At 39.9% G+C, this 16625-nt stretch carries 11 protein-coding genes; 7 read left to right on the forward strand and 4 right to left on the reverse strand.

What is annotated here, in order from left to right; translation table 11 throughout:
- The first annotated feature begins 291 nt into the window (after positions 1-291).
- The gene (locus L6494_RS12610; protein WP_237995369.1) at positions 292-753 is read left to right on the forward strand and encodes a CYTH domain-containing protein; all 462 of its coding nucleotides are present in this window, start codon (positions 292-294) and stop codon (positions 751-753) included.
- An 83-nt stretch (positions 754-836) separates the two neighbouring features.
- Here L6494_RS12610 and L6494_RS12615 read toward each other — a convergent pair whose 3' ends face one another.
- On the reverse strand, positions 837-2957 hold the full coding sequence (locus tag L6494_RS12615) for a hybrid sensor histidine kinase/response regulator (protein WP_237995371.1): 2121 nt from the start codon (positions 2955-2957) through the stop codon (positions 837-839).
- Positions 2958-3132: 175 nt separating this feature from the next.
- Between L6494_RS12615 and L6494_RS12620 the strand changes: the two genes are divergently transcribed.
- Together L6494_RS12620 and L6494_RS12625 are read left to right on the forward strand one after the other, a co-directional pair.
- The gene (locus L6494_RS12620; protein ID WP_237995373.1) at positions 3133-3852 is read left to right on the forward strand and encodes a pyridoxine 5'-phosphate synthase; all 720 of its coding nucleotides are present in this window, start codon (positions 3133-3135) and stop codon (positions 3850-3852) included.
- Positions 3853-4233: 381 nt separating this feature from the next.
- Positions 4234-4950, forward strand: coding sequence for an ester cyclase (locus tag L6494_RS12625; RefSeq protein ID WP_237995375.1), 717 nt, complete (start codon positions 4234-4236; stop codon positions 4948-4950).
- 395 nt (positions 4951-5345) lie between these two features.
- Here the strand turns inward: L6494_RS12625 and L6494_RS12630 are convergent, their stop codons facing one another.
- From L6494_RS12630 to L6494_RS12640, 3 genes are read right to left on the reverse strand one after another with little or no spacing between them, the layout of a single operon-like run.
- Positions 5346-7880: a CHAT domain-containing protein gene (locus tag L6494_RS12630; protein WP_237995377.1), complete on the reverse strand. Its 2535-nt coding sequence runs from the start codon at positions 7878-7880 to the stop codon at positions 5346-5348.
- A 28-nt stretch (positions 7881-7908) separates the two neighbouring features.
- A complete protein-coding gene (locus tag L6494_RS12635) occupies positions 7909-9066 on the reverse strand; it encodes a DUF1822 family protein (RefSeq protein WP_237995379.1) in 1158 nt (385 codons plus the stop codon).
- A gap of 4 nt (positions 9067-9070) precedes the next feature.
- Complete coding sequence (locus L6494_RS12640; protein WP_237995381.1) at positions 9071-10231, reverse strand: sigma-70 family RNA polymerase sigma factor; 1161 nt, start codon at positions 10229-10231, stop codon at positions 9071-9073.
- A 259-nt stretch (positions 10232-10490) separates the two neighbouring features.
- Between L6494_RS12640 and L6494_RS12645 the strand changes: the two genes are divergently transcribed.
- From L6494_RS12645 to L6494_RS12660, 4 genes are all read left to right on the forward strand, one after another.
- Complete coding sequence (locus tag L6494_RS12645) at positions 10491-11606, forward strand: calcium-binding protein (protein WP_237995383.1); 1116 nt, start codon at positions 10491-10493, stop codon at positions 11604-11606.
- Positions 11607-11935: 329 nt separating this feature from the next.
- Positions 11936-12718, forward strand: coding sequence for a hypothetical protein (locus L6494_RS12650; RefSeq protein WP_237995385.1), 783 nt, complete (start codon positions 11936-11938; stop codon positions 12716-12718).
- Positions 12719-12861: 143 nt separating this feature from the next.
- Positions 12862-13725, forward strand: coding sequence for a hypothetical protein (locus L6494_RS12655; protein WP_237995387.1), 864 nt, complete (start codon positions 12862-12864; stop codon positions 13723-13725).
- A gap of 120 nt (positions 13726-13845) precedes the next feature.
- Positions 13846-16593 (forward strand): two-partner secretion domain-containing protein, encoded by a 2748-nt coding sequence (locus tag L6494_RS12660; RefSeq protein WP_237995388.1) that lies wholly within the window; start codon positions 13846-13848, stop codon positions 16591-16593.
- Positions 16594-16625: the final 32 nt, after the last annotated feature.

The raw sequence follows: 16625 nt of genomic DNA on the forward strand, positions 1-16625 counted from the left end.
CTTGATTAGAGGCAGGGGGCAGGGGGCAGGGGGCAGGGGGCAGGGGGAAGAGGGGACTAGAAGACAAAAGTTTTATATATCAAGGCTTTTGCTTGTTTGAAATGGTGTTCACCAATGATTTAAAATTAATTTAATTGATTGCGAATTGCGTTAGCGTTCGCGGTAGCGTCTCGTAGAGAAGCGGGGCGGGAGCATCGTTGCGAATTGCGTTAGCGTAGCGGTAGCGAGTCATCGAGCGTCATTGCGAATTGCGAATTGCGAATTGATTTTATTATCCCCCATTCTTAATCCATGCCCAAAGAAATTGAACGTAAATTTTTAGTCAAAGACGATAGTTGGCGACAACTAGCTAAAGGTAGTTTATATCGCCAAGGATATATTTCTAGTCAAGGGGCGACTGTACGCATCCGCATTGTGGGAAATCAAGGCTATCTCACCATCAAAGGCCCTACTATTAACTATTCTCGCTCGGAATTTGAGTATCAGATTCCTTTAGCAGATGCTCAAGAAATGTTAGATACATTATGTGTTCGTCCTTTAATTGAAAAAACCAGATACAAAATAAATGTAGGTGGTTTAGTTTGGGAAGTAGACGACTTTGCAGGAGCTAATCAAGGATTGATATTAGCAGAAGTTGAACTGACTGATGAAGCGCAACAAATTGAACTACCCCAATGGATTGGGGAAGAAGTCTCTGGAGACCTCAAATATTACAATAGCTATTTAGTCAAACATCCTTTTTCTGAATGGTAATAATTGATTTTATCATCATCAATTATTCCTCAGAGTCAATCAACTGGGTTTCTGAAGCCTCGCAATTCTTAATCGATTTGTCACTACCGCACAGCCAACCTTCGTACAGCTGCAACTAATTCGTCTGCGTTCAGAGGCTTGGCTAAGTGGATTTGATAGCCGGCGGCGAGTGCTTGGTCTTGATCGTATTGTCTAGCAAAAGCAGTTAAGGCGATCGCCGGAATTTGTCCATTTTGCTCTGTCGAAGTTCTCACTTGCCGGATCAGCATATAGCCATCCATATCTGGCATACTAATATCACTCACCAACACATCTAACTCGGTCTGAGCTAATATCTGTAGTGCTTCAAATGCTGAAGTCACTACATTAACTTCAGCACCTTTTTCCTGTAAGACAAAAGTTAAAAAATCCCGTGAATCATGGTCATCATCAACGACTAAAACTTTAATACCAGCTAGGGATGAAGGCTGGGAATTTAATGATAATAGGTGATTGTTTTCATCGGCTACATCTAAACTTTGCTCTGGGAGTAACGGTAATCGGACTGTAAATTTTGCGCCTTGTTCCTCTCCCACACTTTCAGCTTTGACAGTACCACCGTGAATTTCGACAATTTTGCGGACAATCGCCAGTCCTAATCCCAATCCGCCAAATTTTCGCGTAGAACTGCTATCTGCTTGGCGGAAGTAATCAAAGACGTAGGGTAAAAATTCTGGGTTAATCCCTTTGCCATTATCAATTAAGATAATCTCAGCATAATCATCAATTTTTTCTAAGCACACCTCTACCTTGCCTCCCTTGGGTGTAAATTTGACAGCATTGGAAAGGAGATTCCAAACTACTTGCTGCAAGCGAGCAGCATCACCCATAACTGGCCTCAAGTTTGGTGCAAAAATTGTCTTGACCTCAATCAGCTTAGTTTCTGCTGCTAATCGCATTGTCTCTAGTGCTGAGAAAACCACAGTTTCTAGGTTGACTTTAGTAACATTCAGCACTAATTTACCCTGTAAAATTCTAGAGACATCTAGCAAGTCTTCAATCAGTTGCACCTGCAATATGGCATTGCGTTCAATCGTGGCTAATGCTTGCGCTGTTCGTGTCTCATTTAGAGTACGATTTTGTAATAGTTTAGACCACCCTAAAATGGAATTTAAAGGGGTGCGTAGTTCATGAGAAAGCACTGCGAGAAATTCATCTTTGATGCGATTGGCTTTTTCTGCTTCAGCTCGTGCAGCTTTTTCTAATTCTAGTAAGTTCGCCCGTTCTTCTAGAATTTGTTTTTGTTCGTGAATATCTGTACAAGTCCCGAACCACTTAACAATATGACCTTGTTGATTTTTAAGTGGTAAACCTCGTGCTAACTGCCAACGATATGAACCATCACTTGCTCGTTTAAAACGATATTCATTTTCGTATAAATTACCAATCTTGACAGCATCTAACCATACTTCATAAGCTCTGTTAACATCCTCTGGATGTAAAGCCACTAGCCATCCAGAACCTTTTGATTGTTCTAATGTTAGTCCAGTATATTCACACCAATTTTGATTAAAATAATCAGTCTCACCGTTAGCATCACTAGTCCATACCAGTTGCGGAATTGCTTCAGCTAAATAACGATAGCGTTCTTCACTTTGTTTCAAAATTTCTAGAATGCGCTGACGTTCAGTAATCTCTTGTTGTAATTTTTCATTAGTCTTAGTAATTTCATTAGTACGCAAAGCAACTAATTCTTCTAAATGATTCTGATATTTTATTAGTTCTGCTTCTACTCGCAATCTTTCGCTTATTTCGATTTTCAATTGTTGATTTGCTTGTTCTAGTTGAGCAGGACTAGGAAGTGCTAAAGCTTTTGGGACTAAAGGGACGAGTTCGATAGCTGTAATTAAAGATATTGTGGCAGTGATTGCCTTTACAAAACCCGATAGCCAATAGGTAGGATGCCAAAGTGTCCAAATCTCTAAAAGATGAGTTGTCCCACAAGCTATGATAAATCCACTAAACAATAGAAATATCCAATGAAAGGGTAAATCTTGCCGTTTACGGACAAAATAGAAAAGTGTAGCCGGGATGGAATAATAAGCTATAGCAATCAGCCCATCAGAGATTATATGTAGCCAAACTAAATCTGTTTTCCACAGATAGCAGTGTCCATGAGGGATAAATGACCCTGAACTAAAAAAATGAGTCCATAATTCTGACATGGTGTTTGAGGTAGACAATTAGTTAGGTTGAATTCACAAGAATTAATATCTAATTCCCCTTTTAATTTTGTAAGCTTTGTGCTTATTTTCAGATCGTAGCTTTATTAGCGTTTATCTAGTTGACAATTTCAGGTAAGATAAATCTCTGTGGACTGTGGATAGGGAGATATTAGGGTTGCCTACACTTGGTGTAAACATAGACCATATTGCTACCATTCGCCAAGCGCGGCGGACTGTAGAACCAGATCCAGTGGCGGCGGCGGTGCTGGCAGAATTAGCCGGTGCTGATGGGATTACTGTGCATCTGCGAGAAGATCGGCGGCATATTCAAGACCGGGATGTGCGTTTGCTGCGTCAGACAGTGCGATCGCACTTAAATTTAGAAATGGCCGCTACAGACGAAATGTTGGGAATCGCCCTTGATATTAAACCTGATTATGTCACCCTAGTTCCCGAAAAGCGGGAAGAAGTGACTACAGAAGGGGGTTTAGATATAGCCGGGCAAATTGCTAGAATAGGTGAGATTGTCACTAAATTGCAGGGTGCTGGTATTCCCGTGAGTTTGTTTATTGATGCTGAACCTGCACAAATTGAAGCTTCTGTCAAGGTGCAGGCCAAGTTTATTGAACTACACACTGGTAAATATGCAGAAGCCAGCGATGAAACTAGTCGTCATCAAGAATTAGCTGTGTTAGCTCAAGGATGTTCACAAGCCATTAAAGCTGGCTTGCGAGTGAATGCCGGTCATGGTCTGACCTACTGGAATGTATATCCGGTGGCTGCACTGCCAGGGATGGAAGAGTTAAACATAGGTCATACCATTATTAGCCGGGCTGCATTAGTAGGGATGGAAAGAGCCGTTCGGGAGATGAAAGAAGCGATGCGTAATTCGTAATTCGTAATTCGTAATTCGTAATTCGTAATTCGTAATTCGTAATTCGTAATTCGTAATTCGTAATTCGTAATTCGTAATTCGTAATTCGGATTAGTCACTTCTTTCTTTTGCTTTTTTATTTGATTGTTCTAGAGGGGTTGTGACTGCGGAATCTCGAAAATCGTTTGCTTGTAGAAGACTTTGGAAGATTAAACCTCTTGCATAAATGCTGAAGCTGTCATGTTGAGCGAAGCGAAACATCTCAAAGATTATACATTTCATTCAGAATGACACATCTCATTTTCGGACTTTTGCAAGAGGTCTATCGTTCTTAGAAGTCAGGATACTTACCATGAATGATTTTCTTAATTGTGAATTGTGAATTGTAAATTTTGAATTGTTATGACCGCAACACAATCTAACGAGCTTCCGCTTTGGGTACAGGACAGAGATACAGTTATCGCCGAAAGCAGTGATGCTCTGTGGCGTTATGATGCTCCTCCAGATTATTCTCGCTCCAATGAGAATTTAGCCAAAGAGAGTACACGGAATCATCTTGAGGGTACACTGGAGGCGATCGTTCAAAATTTAGTTAGAACCTTTGAGATGGAGGTATCTTTCAAAACTGACCCGCAGCAGTGGTTGTCAGTTGTAAATGACCAGTTTCGCATCAGTACCAATGGGGGAGACGAGTTTACCGCAGCAGATGTATCAGCCCAAGGTACTTACAATTTATTCATGGCGGATTCTGAGCATTACAAAGCCTCTGAAGAAAGCTTTGAATCATCGGCTAAACTCTTTCAATCTACGTTTCCCCAAGGTTTCCCTTGGGAAGTCCTAGAAGTGTACTCAGGCCCACCAACTGTCACCTTTAAGTGGCGACACTGGGGACATTTTCAAGGCGCATACAAAGACTATGCACCAACAGGAGAAACAGTAGAAGTTATCGGCTTGAGCATTGCTCATGTCACCGATGACTTGAAGATTGTTTCTTTGGAACACTACTTTGACAACACGCTGTTTTTAGAAAAATTAACAGCCGGCGGTAAAGTAGGTAATGAAAGCACAGGAAAAGCTTGTCCGTTTAGTTCTTGGTTCAAAAAATCCCCCAAGAAGTAAGGTAGTGGTGTTAGCGTTAGCGCGGCGTTTAGCCGGTGCTGACTAAAGTTTTCCATTAAACGTAGGTTGGGTTAAGAGGTTGTTTGAAAAGTGGTTCGCTGTGATTTTAATTACATTATTACCCCCCTTAATCCCCCCTTGTAAAGGTGGGAAACAAGAAAAATCTAGTTCCCTCCCCTTTATAAGGGGAGGGTTAGGGAGGGGTAAAACAATATTTGATACATCAATCAAGACTTTTCAAACATCCTCTAAGCGCAGCGCAACCCAACATCAATCTCAAGTGTTGGGTTTCCTTACGTCAAACGCCATTCGCCTCAAGTCGGGAGACCCGTCCAAGGCGGTGGCTTCCCAACCTACCCTAATTTTTTAATCAGCACTAAATTTTTTGTGGTAGTTCACAACCAATTACCAACTAATACATAAGCAGCCCAGTAACCAGGGCGACTATAATTAGGATACTGGGTTAATAATTTTACTTGAGCGCGACGCAAGGCTTCTGCTTTAGTCACTTTACTATTGACTAATTCATTGTAAAATTCACCAATTAAGATCGCAGTAGATTGATCATCGATGTGCCATAGTGAAGCGACTGTGCTACGTGCGCCTGCTTTGATGGCTGCACCTGCCAAGCCTAATGTAGCACGATTATCACCTGTGGCAGTCTGGCAGGCACTCAAAACTAATAATTCTATTGTTTGCGGACTAGTTTCACTCTGAGAGCGAAGTAAATTATCGAACTGTAAAACATTGATAGAACCATCGTTAGCTAGAATAAAAGTATCTTCTGGGCGAGAACTAAATTGTCCGTGAGTCGCCAAATGTAAGACATTAAACGGAACAGTATTGACATTTTTTTCTAAAGTAATGCTAGTAAAGTCTTTATTTAGTAGTTTTTTGGTAGATGCGCCTGTTTGAGCAATGAGGTCAAATTCTAACTTGATTCCTGGTAAGGGTGGGAATGTGGGAAAATCTGGCGGTGGTTGTACTAAACCCGCAGCCAGTACATTCACAGGTTTTTGAGCCAGAGGGTTGGGAGCTAATAGCTGAAGCCCTAAACTGAGAGCAACAGCGTATTTTTCTACTAAATATTTCTCGCCGTCGTAAAGCGCAGCTAAGGGTATATTTTTTAATGCTCCGTCTAGTACAAATACTAGAGTATTAACTTTACTTGTGGCTAAATCAGATTCTATAGGTTTAATTAACCAGTTATAAATTTCTTGGGAAAGGGTTTGTATTTCCTCCGTTCTATCTGGTTCTAAGATGTATTCCCGTAGTTGTACTAAGGTGCGCTCAACTTCCACCTGGGATTTGTTAACTGTATAATGGCGCAGTGGTTGCTGCGGAATTTTGACAATTACTTGCAGTTGTTCTGGCAGAATAATTGGATAGAGTATGGCAGTGTTGGGATTTTCCTTGTCTACTACTTGATCTAAAAGTACCCTTTGCCCTTGTAAACAAGCCTCTCGGAAAAAATTATCAATTTCTGCCAACTGTAACGCTTCTATGCGGGTTCTAGCTTTCTCTAAGGTTTGAATGTCTGGTTTTTCACCAGAATTTTGCAACAGTAAAGCTACCGACTCACGATAAACTGGCTCTACATTGTCGCGGAAATTAAATTGGATATCTTGATTAACTGCTACTAAATCAGTACGCAGCGACTCCAATGTTTCTATCGTTGCGTCGTAAGCTGCGATCGCTCCTGTAAAATTACTTTGGGCTTTTAATAATCTACCCATCTGCCATTGCCATAAATAACTAATTTCTGGCGCATTGCTGGTTTGCGCCAATATCAAAGCCTGTTGTGTCAGGCTAATAGCATCAGTAATTTGTTGTGTTTTTTCATACAAACCACCCAAATTACCTAAAGCATAGGCTTCAGCGCGGATATCTTTTAAACTCCGGGATTGCTGTACAGCCGTCCCCAGGAGTTGAGCGATTTGGGATGTGGGAGTATTTAAACTACCCAAATTGTGAGCCAAGTTAATGTGGGCGTAAATTGAGGGGCGTGAGGGCGGAAGTTGTGCCAGTAGAGATTGAATTTCAGGAATTAAACTTTGTGCGGCTGCAAATTGTTTTTCCGCGATTAATAAATTGAGATGATTAAGTCTGGCTTTAACTTTTGTTAGGGGTGAAATTGACGTATCAAATGTTTGTTGATAGAATGCGATCGCCTGAGTATTTTTCTGTTGAATTCGTGCATTATTCCCTAAGCTGAGTAAACTTAAAGCAATATTTTCTGGTAATTTCAACCTTCTATAAATTGCTAAACTTTGTTCTAAAGCTAGGCGAGATTTTTCTAACTCTCCCACATTTTCTAAGGTATCACCAAGGGAAAGCAAAACTGCTGCCTTCGCCAAAGAATCACCTTGAGATTCTAGAGTTTTGTTTACTAGTTCTAATTTTTCAATAGCTTGCTTATTAAAACCTTGACTTCGTAATGCTTGAGCTTGAGAAAGTAAAGCCAAAGCAATACCCTTTTTATCTCCTAGCTTCGTGTAAATATCTTCAGTTTGTTTCCAAGTAACAAGAGATGCTTCCGCCTGACCTGTCAAAAGTTGTAAACGTCCTTGAATATCTAGAGTTTGAGCTAATACAGTAAAATTTTTATTACTTGTGCCTTGTAAAGCCAAACTTTTAGTAATAGATATATGTGCTTGTTTCCAATCACCAATTTGTTGATAAGCTAGTGCTAAATTACTCAAAGCTACAGATTGTTTTAAACTATCTCCCTGCTGTTCATAATCTTGGACAGCCTGCTTTAAAATTTGTACTGCCTCAGCAAATCTACCACTTTCATATAAGATTTGGCTTTCAACAACTTTCGATGGTGAATTTTGACTTATAGAACTACTTGCTAAAGCCGGAGTCACTATAATACAAATACTCAACACAACCAGCAACCAAAAATTAATAAACTTCTTCTTCACCACTCCCCACTCCCTTAAACAGAAACCCCTACTAAAAACGTAAAATTTCAGGCTCATACTCTCTCGGTAAAGGTATAACTTCCCAAACCAACCCTTCACCAGATTCCAACATCACCTCCACAGATAATTCTTCTACAGGAGTTATTGCTCTATCTTCATTATTGGGAAATTGTTGTAAATCTTCCGTCAGTAGCCTCAGTTCAAACCCGACAGGAATCATATTTTCTGGATTTGCACAGCGTAATTCAAAACGCCAAATTTGTTCATCTGGATTACCTTTAGGGAAAACTCTTAACTCATAAGTATTTCCAGCTACTAGTATTTGTCGAGATAAGCCGAGAATAGACTCTTGACTTTCTCGACTCCTCATTCCTGAAGATAGTGCGGTAAATTGCTGTCGTTTCCAGCCGAGTTGTTGAGCAAAATTTGATACACCTTCCTCAAGCCATTTTCCTATGGATGCGGGTTGAACAATTCCTTGGCGCAACTCATACAAACGTTGTCGCCAACCGCCGTGTGCTATCAATGCTCCCCAAATAGGAAAGGGAACTTCTAGGCGGGGAAATTTGATATCTGCATTACTTAATCTTTGGAGTAAATTGTCTGCTTGGGTTTGGGGTAAAGGTGGTAGAGGTGCAACCGGCGCACGGGTGATTTCTTCAGGAGATAATTGGCGAGTGACCCAGAGTACATTCAAATCTGAGATTAGATGATCAGATTCTAAACTGTAAGTGCGATCGCCTGCATCATAAACCCCCACAGTTTTCAGTTGTTGATGAGTTGTATAACCAAAAACTCGCATCCAGCCTGCATCTGAATTTAATTGCACCGCCAAGTAATAATCAGCCACCAATTCGGGAATATCTACCCATTCTTGAGGTACGCGCAACTCATCTACATCCATCGCTAAGGTAGGAAGTAACACCAAGCGCGAGTTATCAAAACTTATAGCCGTACCGTTGACTACTTCCCAAAAACTCGGTAAAGCAGCCGTGTTGGGATGTACTCTAGCATGGGGTGTAATGTCCCCCTGCAACCAATCTAAAAACGTACTTAAACAAACATGATTAATCCAAGCACGCTGAAACCCACCAGACGTAGAGTAATTATGCTCTAGATTTGGTGATGTCTGAATCATTTCTAGAACCAAGTCATTATCAACAGCGAAACCCACAGCAGCATCAAACATAATCTCAAGAGGTTCTATAGTAATTGTTGAGCCATTCTTCCAGACTTTTACTTACGCCATCCACTACGACAGATGTCGGCGAAATATGCAAACTATCGCTGCTCCACTGGGTTAAGGTAGTGAGTAATGAGCGTTTAATACTGCTCAGACGGCGAGAAACTGAATATTGCTTAATTTCTAGCTGTTGGGCAATTTGTTGTTGAGTCAGCTTTTGCTCATAATAAGCTTGGAGTAATTTTTGAGACTGAATATCCAAAGCTGCTAAAGCATCTATTAAAACTTGGTTTAATTGTGCTTGTTGTGTTTGTCTAGTTGCAGCTTCCTCTTGGGCGATAATTTCTGTAAGTAATGATGCTGATAAATCTGCGGGTAATGTATCTAATAAATTACCTGATTCTTGCCCAGGAATAGGAGCATCTACAGATAAAAACTTGGGGTAAAGAAACTCTCGTACAGCTTTGGCGCAGGAACTCAGCCATTTGTCCAAAGTTTCTGGAGTCATTTGGCTTAAGCTTTGTCTATTATATAGCTGAGTAATTCCCTGCCATGTTGCAGTGTCCGGTTTTCCCAACTGACGGATAGTTTGACTCTCACTGGTGTAGAGTTCCTTAAAACATTCCCAAGCTAGGACGTAATTATTAATAATTTGACTATTAAAACCAGCATGATTTAGGGAATTTAGCAACCGCTTGCGGCTAATTTTATGCAGTAAAGCCCAGTCAGTGCAGATATCTGCTTCCTTCCCCAGACGTAGGGAGTCTTTAAGAAAACGCTCAAAAGCATATTCTGCATAGCTTTTTAAGCTTGTGCTGTATTCAGGATTAAAATTTTTGAGGATTTTATAAATGCAGGAAATAGCCATCTGAAAACAATCAGCAACAGAAAATTGACTCGAAAAATTTACGGCTATTTTTCTAGCAACCCAGAAGCATACCTCTTGTAAATAAGCTGAAATATGCCCCACCGCTAGAGGACTAGATTCTATTTCCCAGATTTTGTACCAGTAAAGCACCCAAAAATGATCAGATGTCTGTTGTGGGTATTTTTCTAAGCACTTTTTGATACTTCTGTTCAGTTTGCTGTCTGTCACCCAAACACTGAACCTATCTGCATCAAACTGCATAAAGTTAGAGAAGGTTTCAATAATACCCTGTCGGGGTTGCATGAAAATTTTGTGAGTATAGAAAATTAATAGTTTACGAATTTCTACTTAATTTTAGCATTTTCCACATTTTTCAAAAAAATTTTTCTTACTAGGTGCATAAAGACTAAAAGCCATCGTAGTAATGCTCAGAAGGAAGGTTCACTGAGACAACACTCAGAACTAAGTGCTGAGTAAAAAATACAAGGTTCATTAGGGACTACTTTCTTCAATATTTATCTAGCTTACGCATTAAAATTACACTCTCTCAGGAGAAATTAACATGGCTACCATTATTGGAACTTCAGGCAACGACAACAATTCTTTTCAATTCGTTAATGGCCTACTTGTTTATCGGGCATCACTAGCAGGCACTGCACAAAATGACAGCATTTTCGGGCTTGCAGGTAATGATATCCTCTACGGTAACGGTGGTAATGATATCCTCAATGGTGGTACTGGTGCAGATAAAATGTACGGTGGCACTGGCAACGATACCTACTATGTCGATAATGTTGGCGATGTAGTCACCGAATATGCTTTTCAAGGTACGGATACAGTCCGTTCTTCCATTTCCTATACTCTCGGTGCTAACGTTGAAAACCTAACTCTAACTGGTACTGCCTACAGTGGATATGGCAACACCCTCAACAACGTCATATCGGGCAACAGTTATAACAACTACCTCTCCGGCGGTGCAGGTAATGATACCCTCTACGGTTACGGTGGCAATGATATTCTCGATGGTGGTACTGGTGCAGATAAAATGTACGGTGGCACTGGCAACGATACCTACTATGTCGATAATGTTGGTGATGTAGTCACCGAGTACGCGTCACAAGGAGCTGATACAGTCCGTTCTTCCATTTCCTATGCTCTCGGTGCTAACGTTGAAAACTTAACTCTAACTGGTACTGCCTACAGTGGATATGGCAACACCCTCAACAATGTCATATCGGGCAACAATTCTAACAACTACCTCTCCGGCGGTGCAGGTAACGATACCCTCTACGGTAACGGTGGTAATGATACTCTGCTGGGTTATACAGGTAATGACAAGCTCTACGGTGGCAGTGGTAATGACAAGCTCTATGGTGAAGCTGGTAATGACTGTCTAGTTGGCGGTTTTGGTAATGATACCCTTTGGGGTGGTGCTGGTGCAGATAAGTTTGTCTTCAATTCTAAGTTTGAAGGTGTAGACACTATTAAAGACTTTAGTTGGGGTGAAGGCGACAAAATTTGTCTTGGCTCATCCTTTGGCGCAACCTCAACTAACCAGATTTCCTACAACAGCCTCACTGGTGCATTATCTTTCCAAGGTACTGTATTTGCAATTCTCGAAAATAAACCTGCTGCTTTCTCTACTTCCCTGGATATCCAACTCAATTGCAACTGTTAATTAGCTTGATAATTGAAGGGTGCAAAGAAAGCACCCTTTGATACTACAGCTAATCACTAGTAACCAATTTACTAGACATAAATAGACAATCGTAGTCAAATATTTATTGCTCTCTAAATATTTTCTCGATAGCATCACTTGAAACCGAATCAGATATAAATCCTTATTCCTTGTCATCTAGCTAATTTTTTTCATAAAAAATTTATGTTGATCTAGTAGAAATACGGAAATTTATGATTTAATTATATCTGAGATACAAAAATCTTTGATATTAGCCTAAATAGTCATCTACAGCAAACTAATTTAACAGAAGCTTCGGAGGAAGTTTGATGAAACTAATAATGGCTTTAGCTGCGTGTACCTTCATTGTGACATCAGCTTTTATACAACCAGCAGCAGCACAAAGAAGAACAGGTAACAGTTATTCACAAATGGGGGAAGATGAAACATTTGTAGGAGTGCAATTTGATTTAGTAGATAGAGATAAAGATGGCAACATCATAAATGAAAGCGAAGCTGATGAAAGTGGTAATACAACTGATGATTTGGTAGGATTCTTTCCAGGAGCAATAGAAAACTATAAGAAAGGTAATATAGCAAGAGCTTGCCTTTCTTTTGATGAACAACCAATTTGTAATTCTGGTTTAGCTAATGGAAGATACGTGTTTGATGATTCTGGATTTTTGATTCTTTTACAAGAGTTTGATACTTCTTCTATTACTCCAGTAGATGGGAATTTAAAGGCTGAATTAATAGTTAATGATCCTCTATTTCCAGGTAATCCCAACACCATAGCTTATAGCATTTTTAGAGCAGGAGAAACTGAGCCTGATCAACGCTACAGGTTAGATTTCTCTGCTTTTGGTTTTGATCAGTATCAAGCTATTAATGATTTGTCATATATTCTAGAGCAAAATTTATTAAGTAAAGTCAGAGTATTTAGTACATTTGATGAAAATGCGCTAGGAATTGCTGATGTCCTTCTACAAAATACTTTTGAGGAAGACATTGCTAGTGTCCCAGAATCACCAGCAACAAATGGTGTAATGATATTAGGATTTTTGGGAGTTATATCGTTGATTAAACGTCAGATTCGCGATTATATAAACTGAGTTTCAACACTACGCAGTGATCTATCATCCTGGAATACATTTAGTGTGATGGTTCTGCTTTATTTACACTAATTCGTCAAAACAGATAGCACAATGCTACAAATTTAAAAATTGGAATTTTCCCCTCAATATAGAATGATCTGATGAAATTAATAATAGCTTTAGCAACAACTAGTGTGATTGTGACATCAGCTTTCATACAACCAGCAGCAGCGCAAAGAAGAAGCACTGGTAATACATACAGTGTCATGGGAAGTAATGGAACGCAAATATATTATAAATTTAATTTGTTTGACACAGACAACAGAGGAAATCGTGTTTATGACACTGCACCAGATAATCCGCTAGTTGGTATTTTTAGAGGAGTGGTGAGGAACTATGTTCGTGTACCAGATTTATCTGGTGTAGGTTTTGGTGTACAAATTTGTGATCAAGAAGGAAGAAATAACTATGATTCAAATGGTTATCCTCTTCTATATAATGTTTATGACGACGTTATTGGCTGTGGTGAAGATAGACCTATTCTTACAGATCCATTTCGTTCAGCAACAACATTATTTGATGTTGGAGATTTCTTGGCTGACTTAATTACATTAGATGGGAAGCAATACGTTAGATACAGTATTTTTGATGAATATGGAAGACCTAGACCCTACAGCAACTTTATATTAGATCCTGAGAATCTTGCTCCAAGTTTCAGTCCTTTGAGTGAGCCTATTGAGCTAGAAAAAGCAGTTAATGATTTGGCATATATATTGAGTAATAATTTGCTGGATTATGTGGCAAATTATGCTGATTTTCGTCCTATACTTGGTCTTCTTGCTGTGGATACTGATGAAGAAATAGTCAATGATCTAGAAGTATTTTCTATAATTAAACAGGGATTTATAGAACCTCAAAGAGTCCCTGAAAATAATAACTTGATATCAGGTCTATTCGCTATAATCTATTCTGCTGTAACTTTGTTGATCAAACCCAAAGTTAAAGGTAATCCAAGAAATAAATAAGTTAAATAACCAGAATTTTTTGGTGATATTTCTGGTATTTGCTCTACTTAAAAAATTTTCAATTGGAATTGATATACAAAGTAATTGTAAGCGTTGTGAATCACAGTTTAATATATTAAAATGTTCAATAGAATATTCTGCAAATTTATTATTAGATGTTTGTTGTTAAATTGCAGCTTTGTACTTTATGCCCTGACCTCTACGCCAAGCCAAGCAGAAATAATTCCAGAACAAACATTACCAAATAACTCTGTTGTCCCGCCAAATTGCATAAATTGTGAAATCACAGGTGGTACAAAAGTGGGTAATAATCTGTTTCATAGTTTTGAGAAATTTTCTATTCCTACAAATGGAGTAGCACATTTTCAAAATTCAGCAGACATACAAAATATTATTACCCGTGTTACAGGTCAATCTCCATCTATTATTGATGGGTTAATTCGGACTAATGATGCAGCTAACTTATTTTTAATTAATCCGAATGGAATTGTTTTAGGTTATAATGCCACTCTCGATGTTAGTGGGTCATTTATTGCGACTACAGCCAATAGAATTAGATTTGCTGATGGGACTGAATTTTTAGCTACACCTAACCAAGTTAACCCTCTACTAACTATCAGTGTGCCTGTGGGGTTAGGTTTTGGGGAAGTACCAGGAAAAATTATTAATCAAGCGATCGCACTAGACCCATTTGAATTTCCTCTAGGTTTACAAGTGCCATCCCATAAAACCCTAGCACTGATTGGTGGCGAAATAGCCTTAGATGGAGGTTTCTTAACAACACCAGGCGGCAGAATTGAGTTAGGCAGTGTCTCAGGTAACAGTTTCGTCAACCTTATACCTACAGATAAAGGTTGGACTTTCGGTTATGAAGGTGTACAGAACTTTCAAGACATCACCCTATCTAAAGCCGCCTTTGTCGGTTCTAGTGATTTCCTGGGTGCTGATATTCAGATGCAGGGAAAACGTATTATTATCACTGAAGGTAGTCAAGTAAGTTCTGTGGCTGATTTTGATGGACAAGCAGCTAATGTCAACATCCTCGCTTCAGAACAATTAGAATTAATTGCAACGACACAAGACTTTTTCCCCACAGGTATTTTTAACGAAGTTGACGGAGACGTTACAGGGGAAGGAAAGACTTTGACAATTGCAACTCCCAATTTAATTGTGCAAGGAGGCGCACAGATTTCAACGACTACCTACGGAGCAGGCAGAGGTATAGATTTATCAGTCAAAGCGTCAGAATCTATTCAACTTGTAGGAAACTCCCCTGTTTTTGATATTCCTAGCGGTTTATTTGCTCGAGTTAATTCACAGGCTACAGGTGATGGCGGAGTATTAACCATTGAAACTGGAAATCTCCTAGTGCAAGGAGGCGCGCAGATTTCAGCCGCTACTTTTGGAGCAGGGAATGCTGGAGAATTGAAAGTTACAGCATCTAAGTCAATAACTGTGGAGGGAAGAACCCCAGATGACTTAATTGGAAGTGGTTTATTTGCTCAAGTGGAAGAGGATGCTACAGGCGACGGTGGTAATTTAACGATTAATACTCAAAAGTTAAATGTTTTAAGTGGAGCGCAAATTTCCACCTCAGCGCGGAGTGGTGGAAAAGGGGGGTTGTTAACCATCAATGCTACTGATTATATCTTGGTAAGTGGTATAGGAGCGATCGCAGACGATTTTAGCAGAAGTAACATCCTCGTGTCTGCTGAATCAGGAGCTATCCGTGATGGGGGAGCATTACAAATCACCACTCCTACCTTAACTGTAGAAAATGGCGGGAGAATCTCAGCAGATAACTTTGGTTCAGCCAAGGGAGGAATTGCAACTTTAGATGTCAAAAAATTACTGATTCGCAATGGCGGGGAAGTAAGAGCTGGTTCTTTTAGTCAAGGTGATGGTGGAACTTTAAATGTCAATGCTACCGAATCTGTAGATGTGGTTGGTATTGCTAATATTGGTGGTAAAGAAACCCCCAGTACCTTATTCTCCCAAGCTCAAGACAGTGGTAAAGCCGGAAATCTAATTATCACTACACCAACTTTTAACGTTAGTGATGGCGCATTAGTCACTGTCAGCGCGATAGGTACAGGCGAAGCAGGTAACTTAACAGCTACAGCCAACATTATCCGGCTCAACCAAGGTAAACTCACCGCCGAAACTAATGCAGGTGCAGGCGCAAATATCAGACTAGAAGATGTAAAACTGTTGGTGTTGCAAAATCAAAGTCTGATTTCTGCTCAAGCTTTTAATAATGGTAACGGTGGTAATATTACCATTGATGCACCAGATGGTTTTATTGTCGCCACCGCCAATCAAAATAATGATATTGTGGCTAATGCCTTTCAAGGGCGAGGTGGCAATATTAACATTAATGCTCGGAGTATTTTTAATTTAGAACAACGCCCATCACTACCACCAAATAATACTAACGACATTGATGCTAGTTCCCAATTTGGCTTAACAGGTACAGTTACAATTAATACACCCGATGTAGATCCGAGTAGGGGTTTGGTACAGTTACCCAGTAATCTTACGGATGCGTCACAACAAATTGTCTCTAGTTGTAACCCCGGTAGTGCTGCTAGGCGTAGTTCTTTCACCGTCACAGGACGGGGAGGAATTGCTCGCAGTCCCATAGAACCATTTCAAGGTGATGTATCTACAGCACGATGGATAACATTAGATACAGTCGATGCTGATCAAAATAGTAATGTCATGAATGAAAGTCCGCCATCTTCCCCAGCGAAAATAGTCGAGGCGCAAGGCTGGATTGTCGATAAAAACGGTAATGTATCTCTAGTAGCTCAAGTACCGAATACTACCCCTCGTGGTTCGTCTGTATCTAGTGGTACTTGCTCCTGAGAAATATTAGGTGACAGGTGACAGGTTACAGG

It is taken from the genome of Nostoc sp. UHCC 0870 (genome assembly GCF_022063185.1).
Taxonomy (GTDB): Bacteria; Cyanobacteriota; Cyanobacteriia; order Cyanobacteriales; family Nostocaceae; genus Trichormus.

Excerpts from the sequence above, each read along its gene's own strand:
- L6494_RS12610 (WP_237995369.1), top strand. The coding sequence starts at position 292 with ATGCCCAAAGAAATTGAACGTAAATTTTTAGTCAAAGACGATAGTTGG.
- L6494_RS12615 (WP_237995371.1), bottom strand. The coding sequence starts at position 2,957 with ATGTCAGAATTATGGACTCATTTTTTTAGTTCAGGGTCATTTATCCCT.
- L6494_RS12625 (WP_237995375.1), top strand. The coding sequence starts at position 4,234 with ATGACCGCAACACAATCTAACGAGCTTCCGCTTTGGGTACAGGACAGA.
- L6494_RS12635 (WP_237995379.1), bottom strand. The coding sequence starts at position 9,066 with ATGTTTGATGCTGCTGTGGGTTTCGCTGTTGATAATGACTTGGTTCTA.
- L6494_RS12640 (WP_237995381.1), bottom strand. The coding sequence starts at position 10,231 with ATGCAACCCCGACAGGGTATTATTGAAACCTTCTCTAACTTTATGCAG.
- L6494_RS12645 (WP_237995383.1), top strand. The coding sequence starts at position 10,491 with ATGGCTACCATTATTGGAACTTCAGGCAACGACAACAATTCTTTTCAA.
- L6494_RS12650 (WP_237995385.1), top strand. The coding sequence starts at position 11,936 with ATGAAACTAATAATGGCTTTAGCTGCGTGTACCTTCATTGTGACATCA.
- L6494_RS12655 (WP_237995387.1), top strand. The coding sequence starts at position 12,862 with ATGAAATTAATAATAGCTTTAGCAACAACTAGTGTGATTGTGACATCA.
- L6494_RS12660 (WP_237995388.1), top strand. The coding sequence starts at position 13,846 with ATGTTCAATAGAATATTCTGCAAATTTATTATTAGATGTTTGTTGTTA.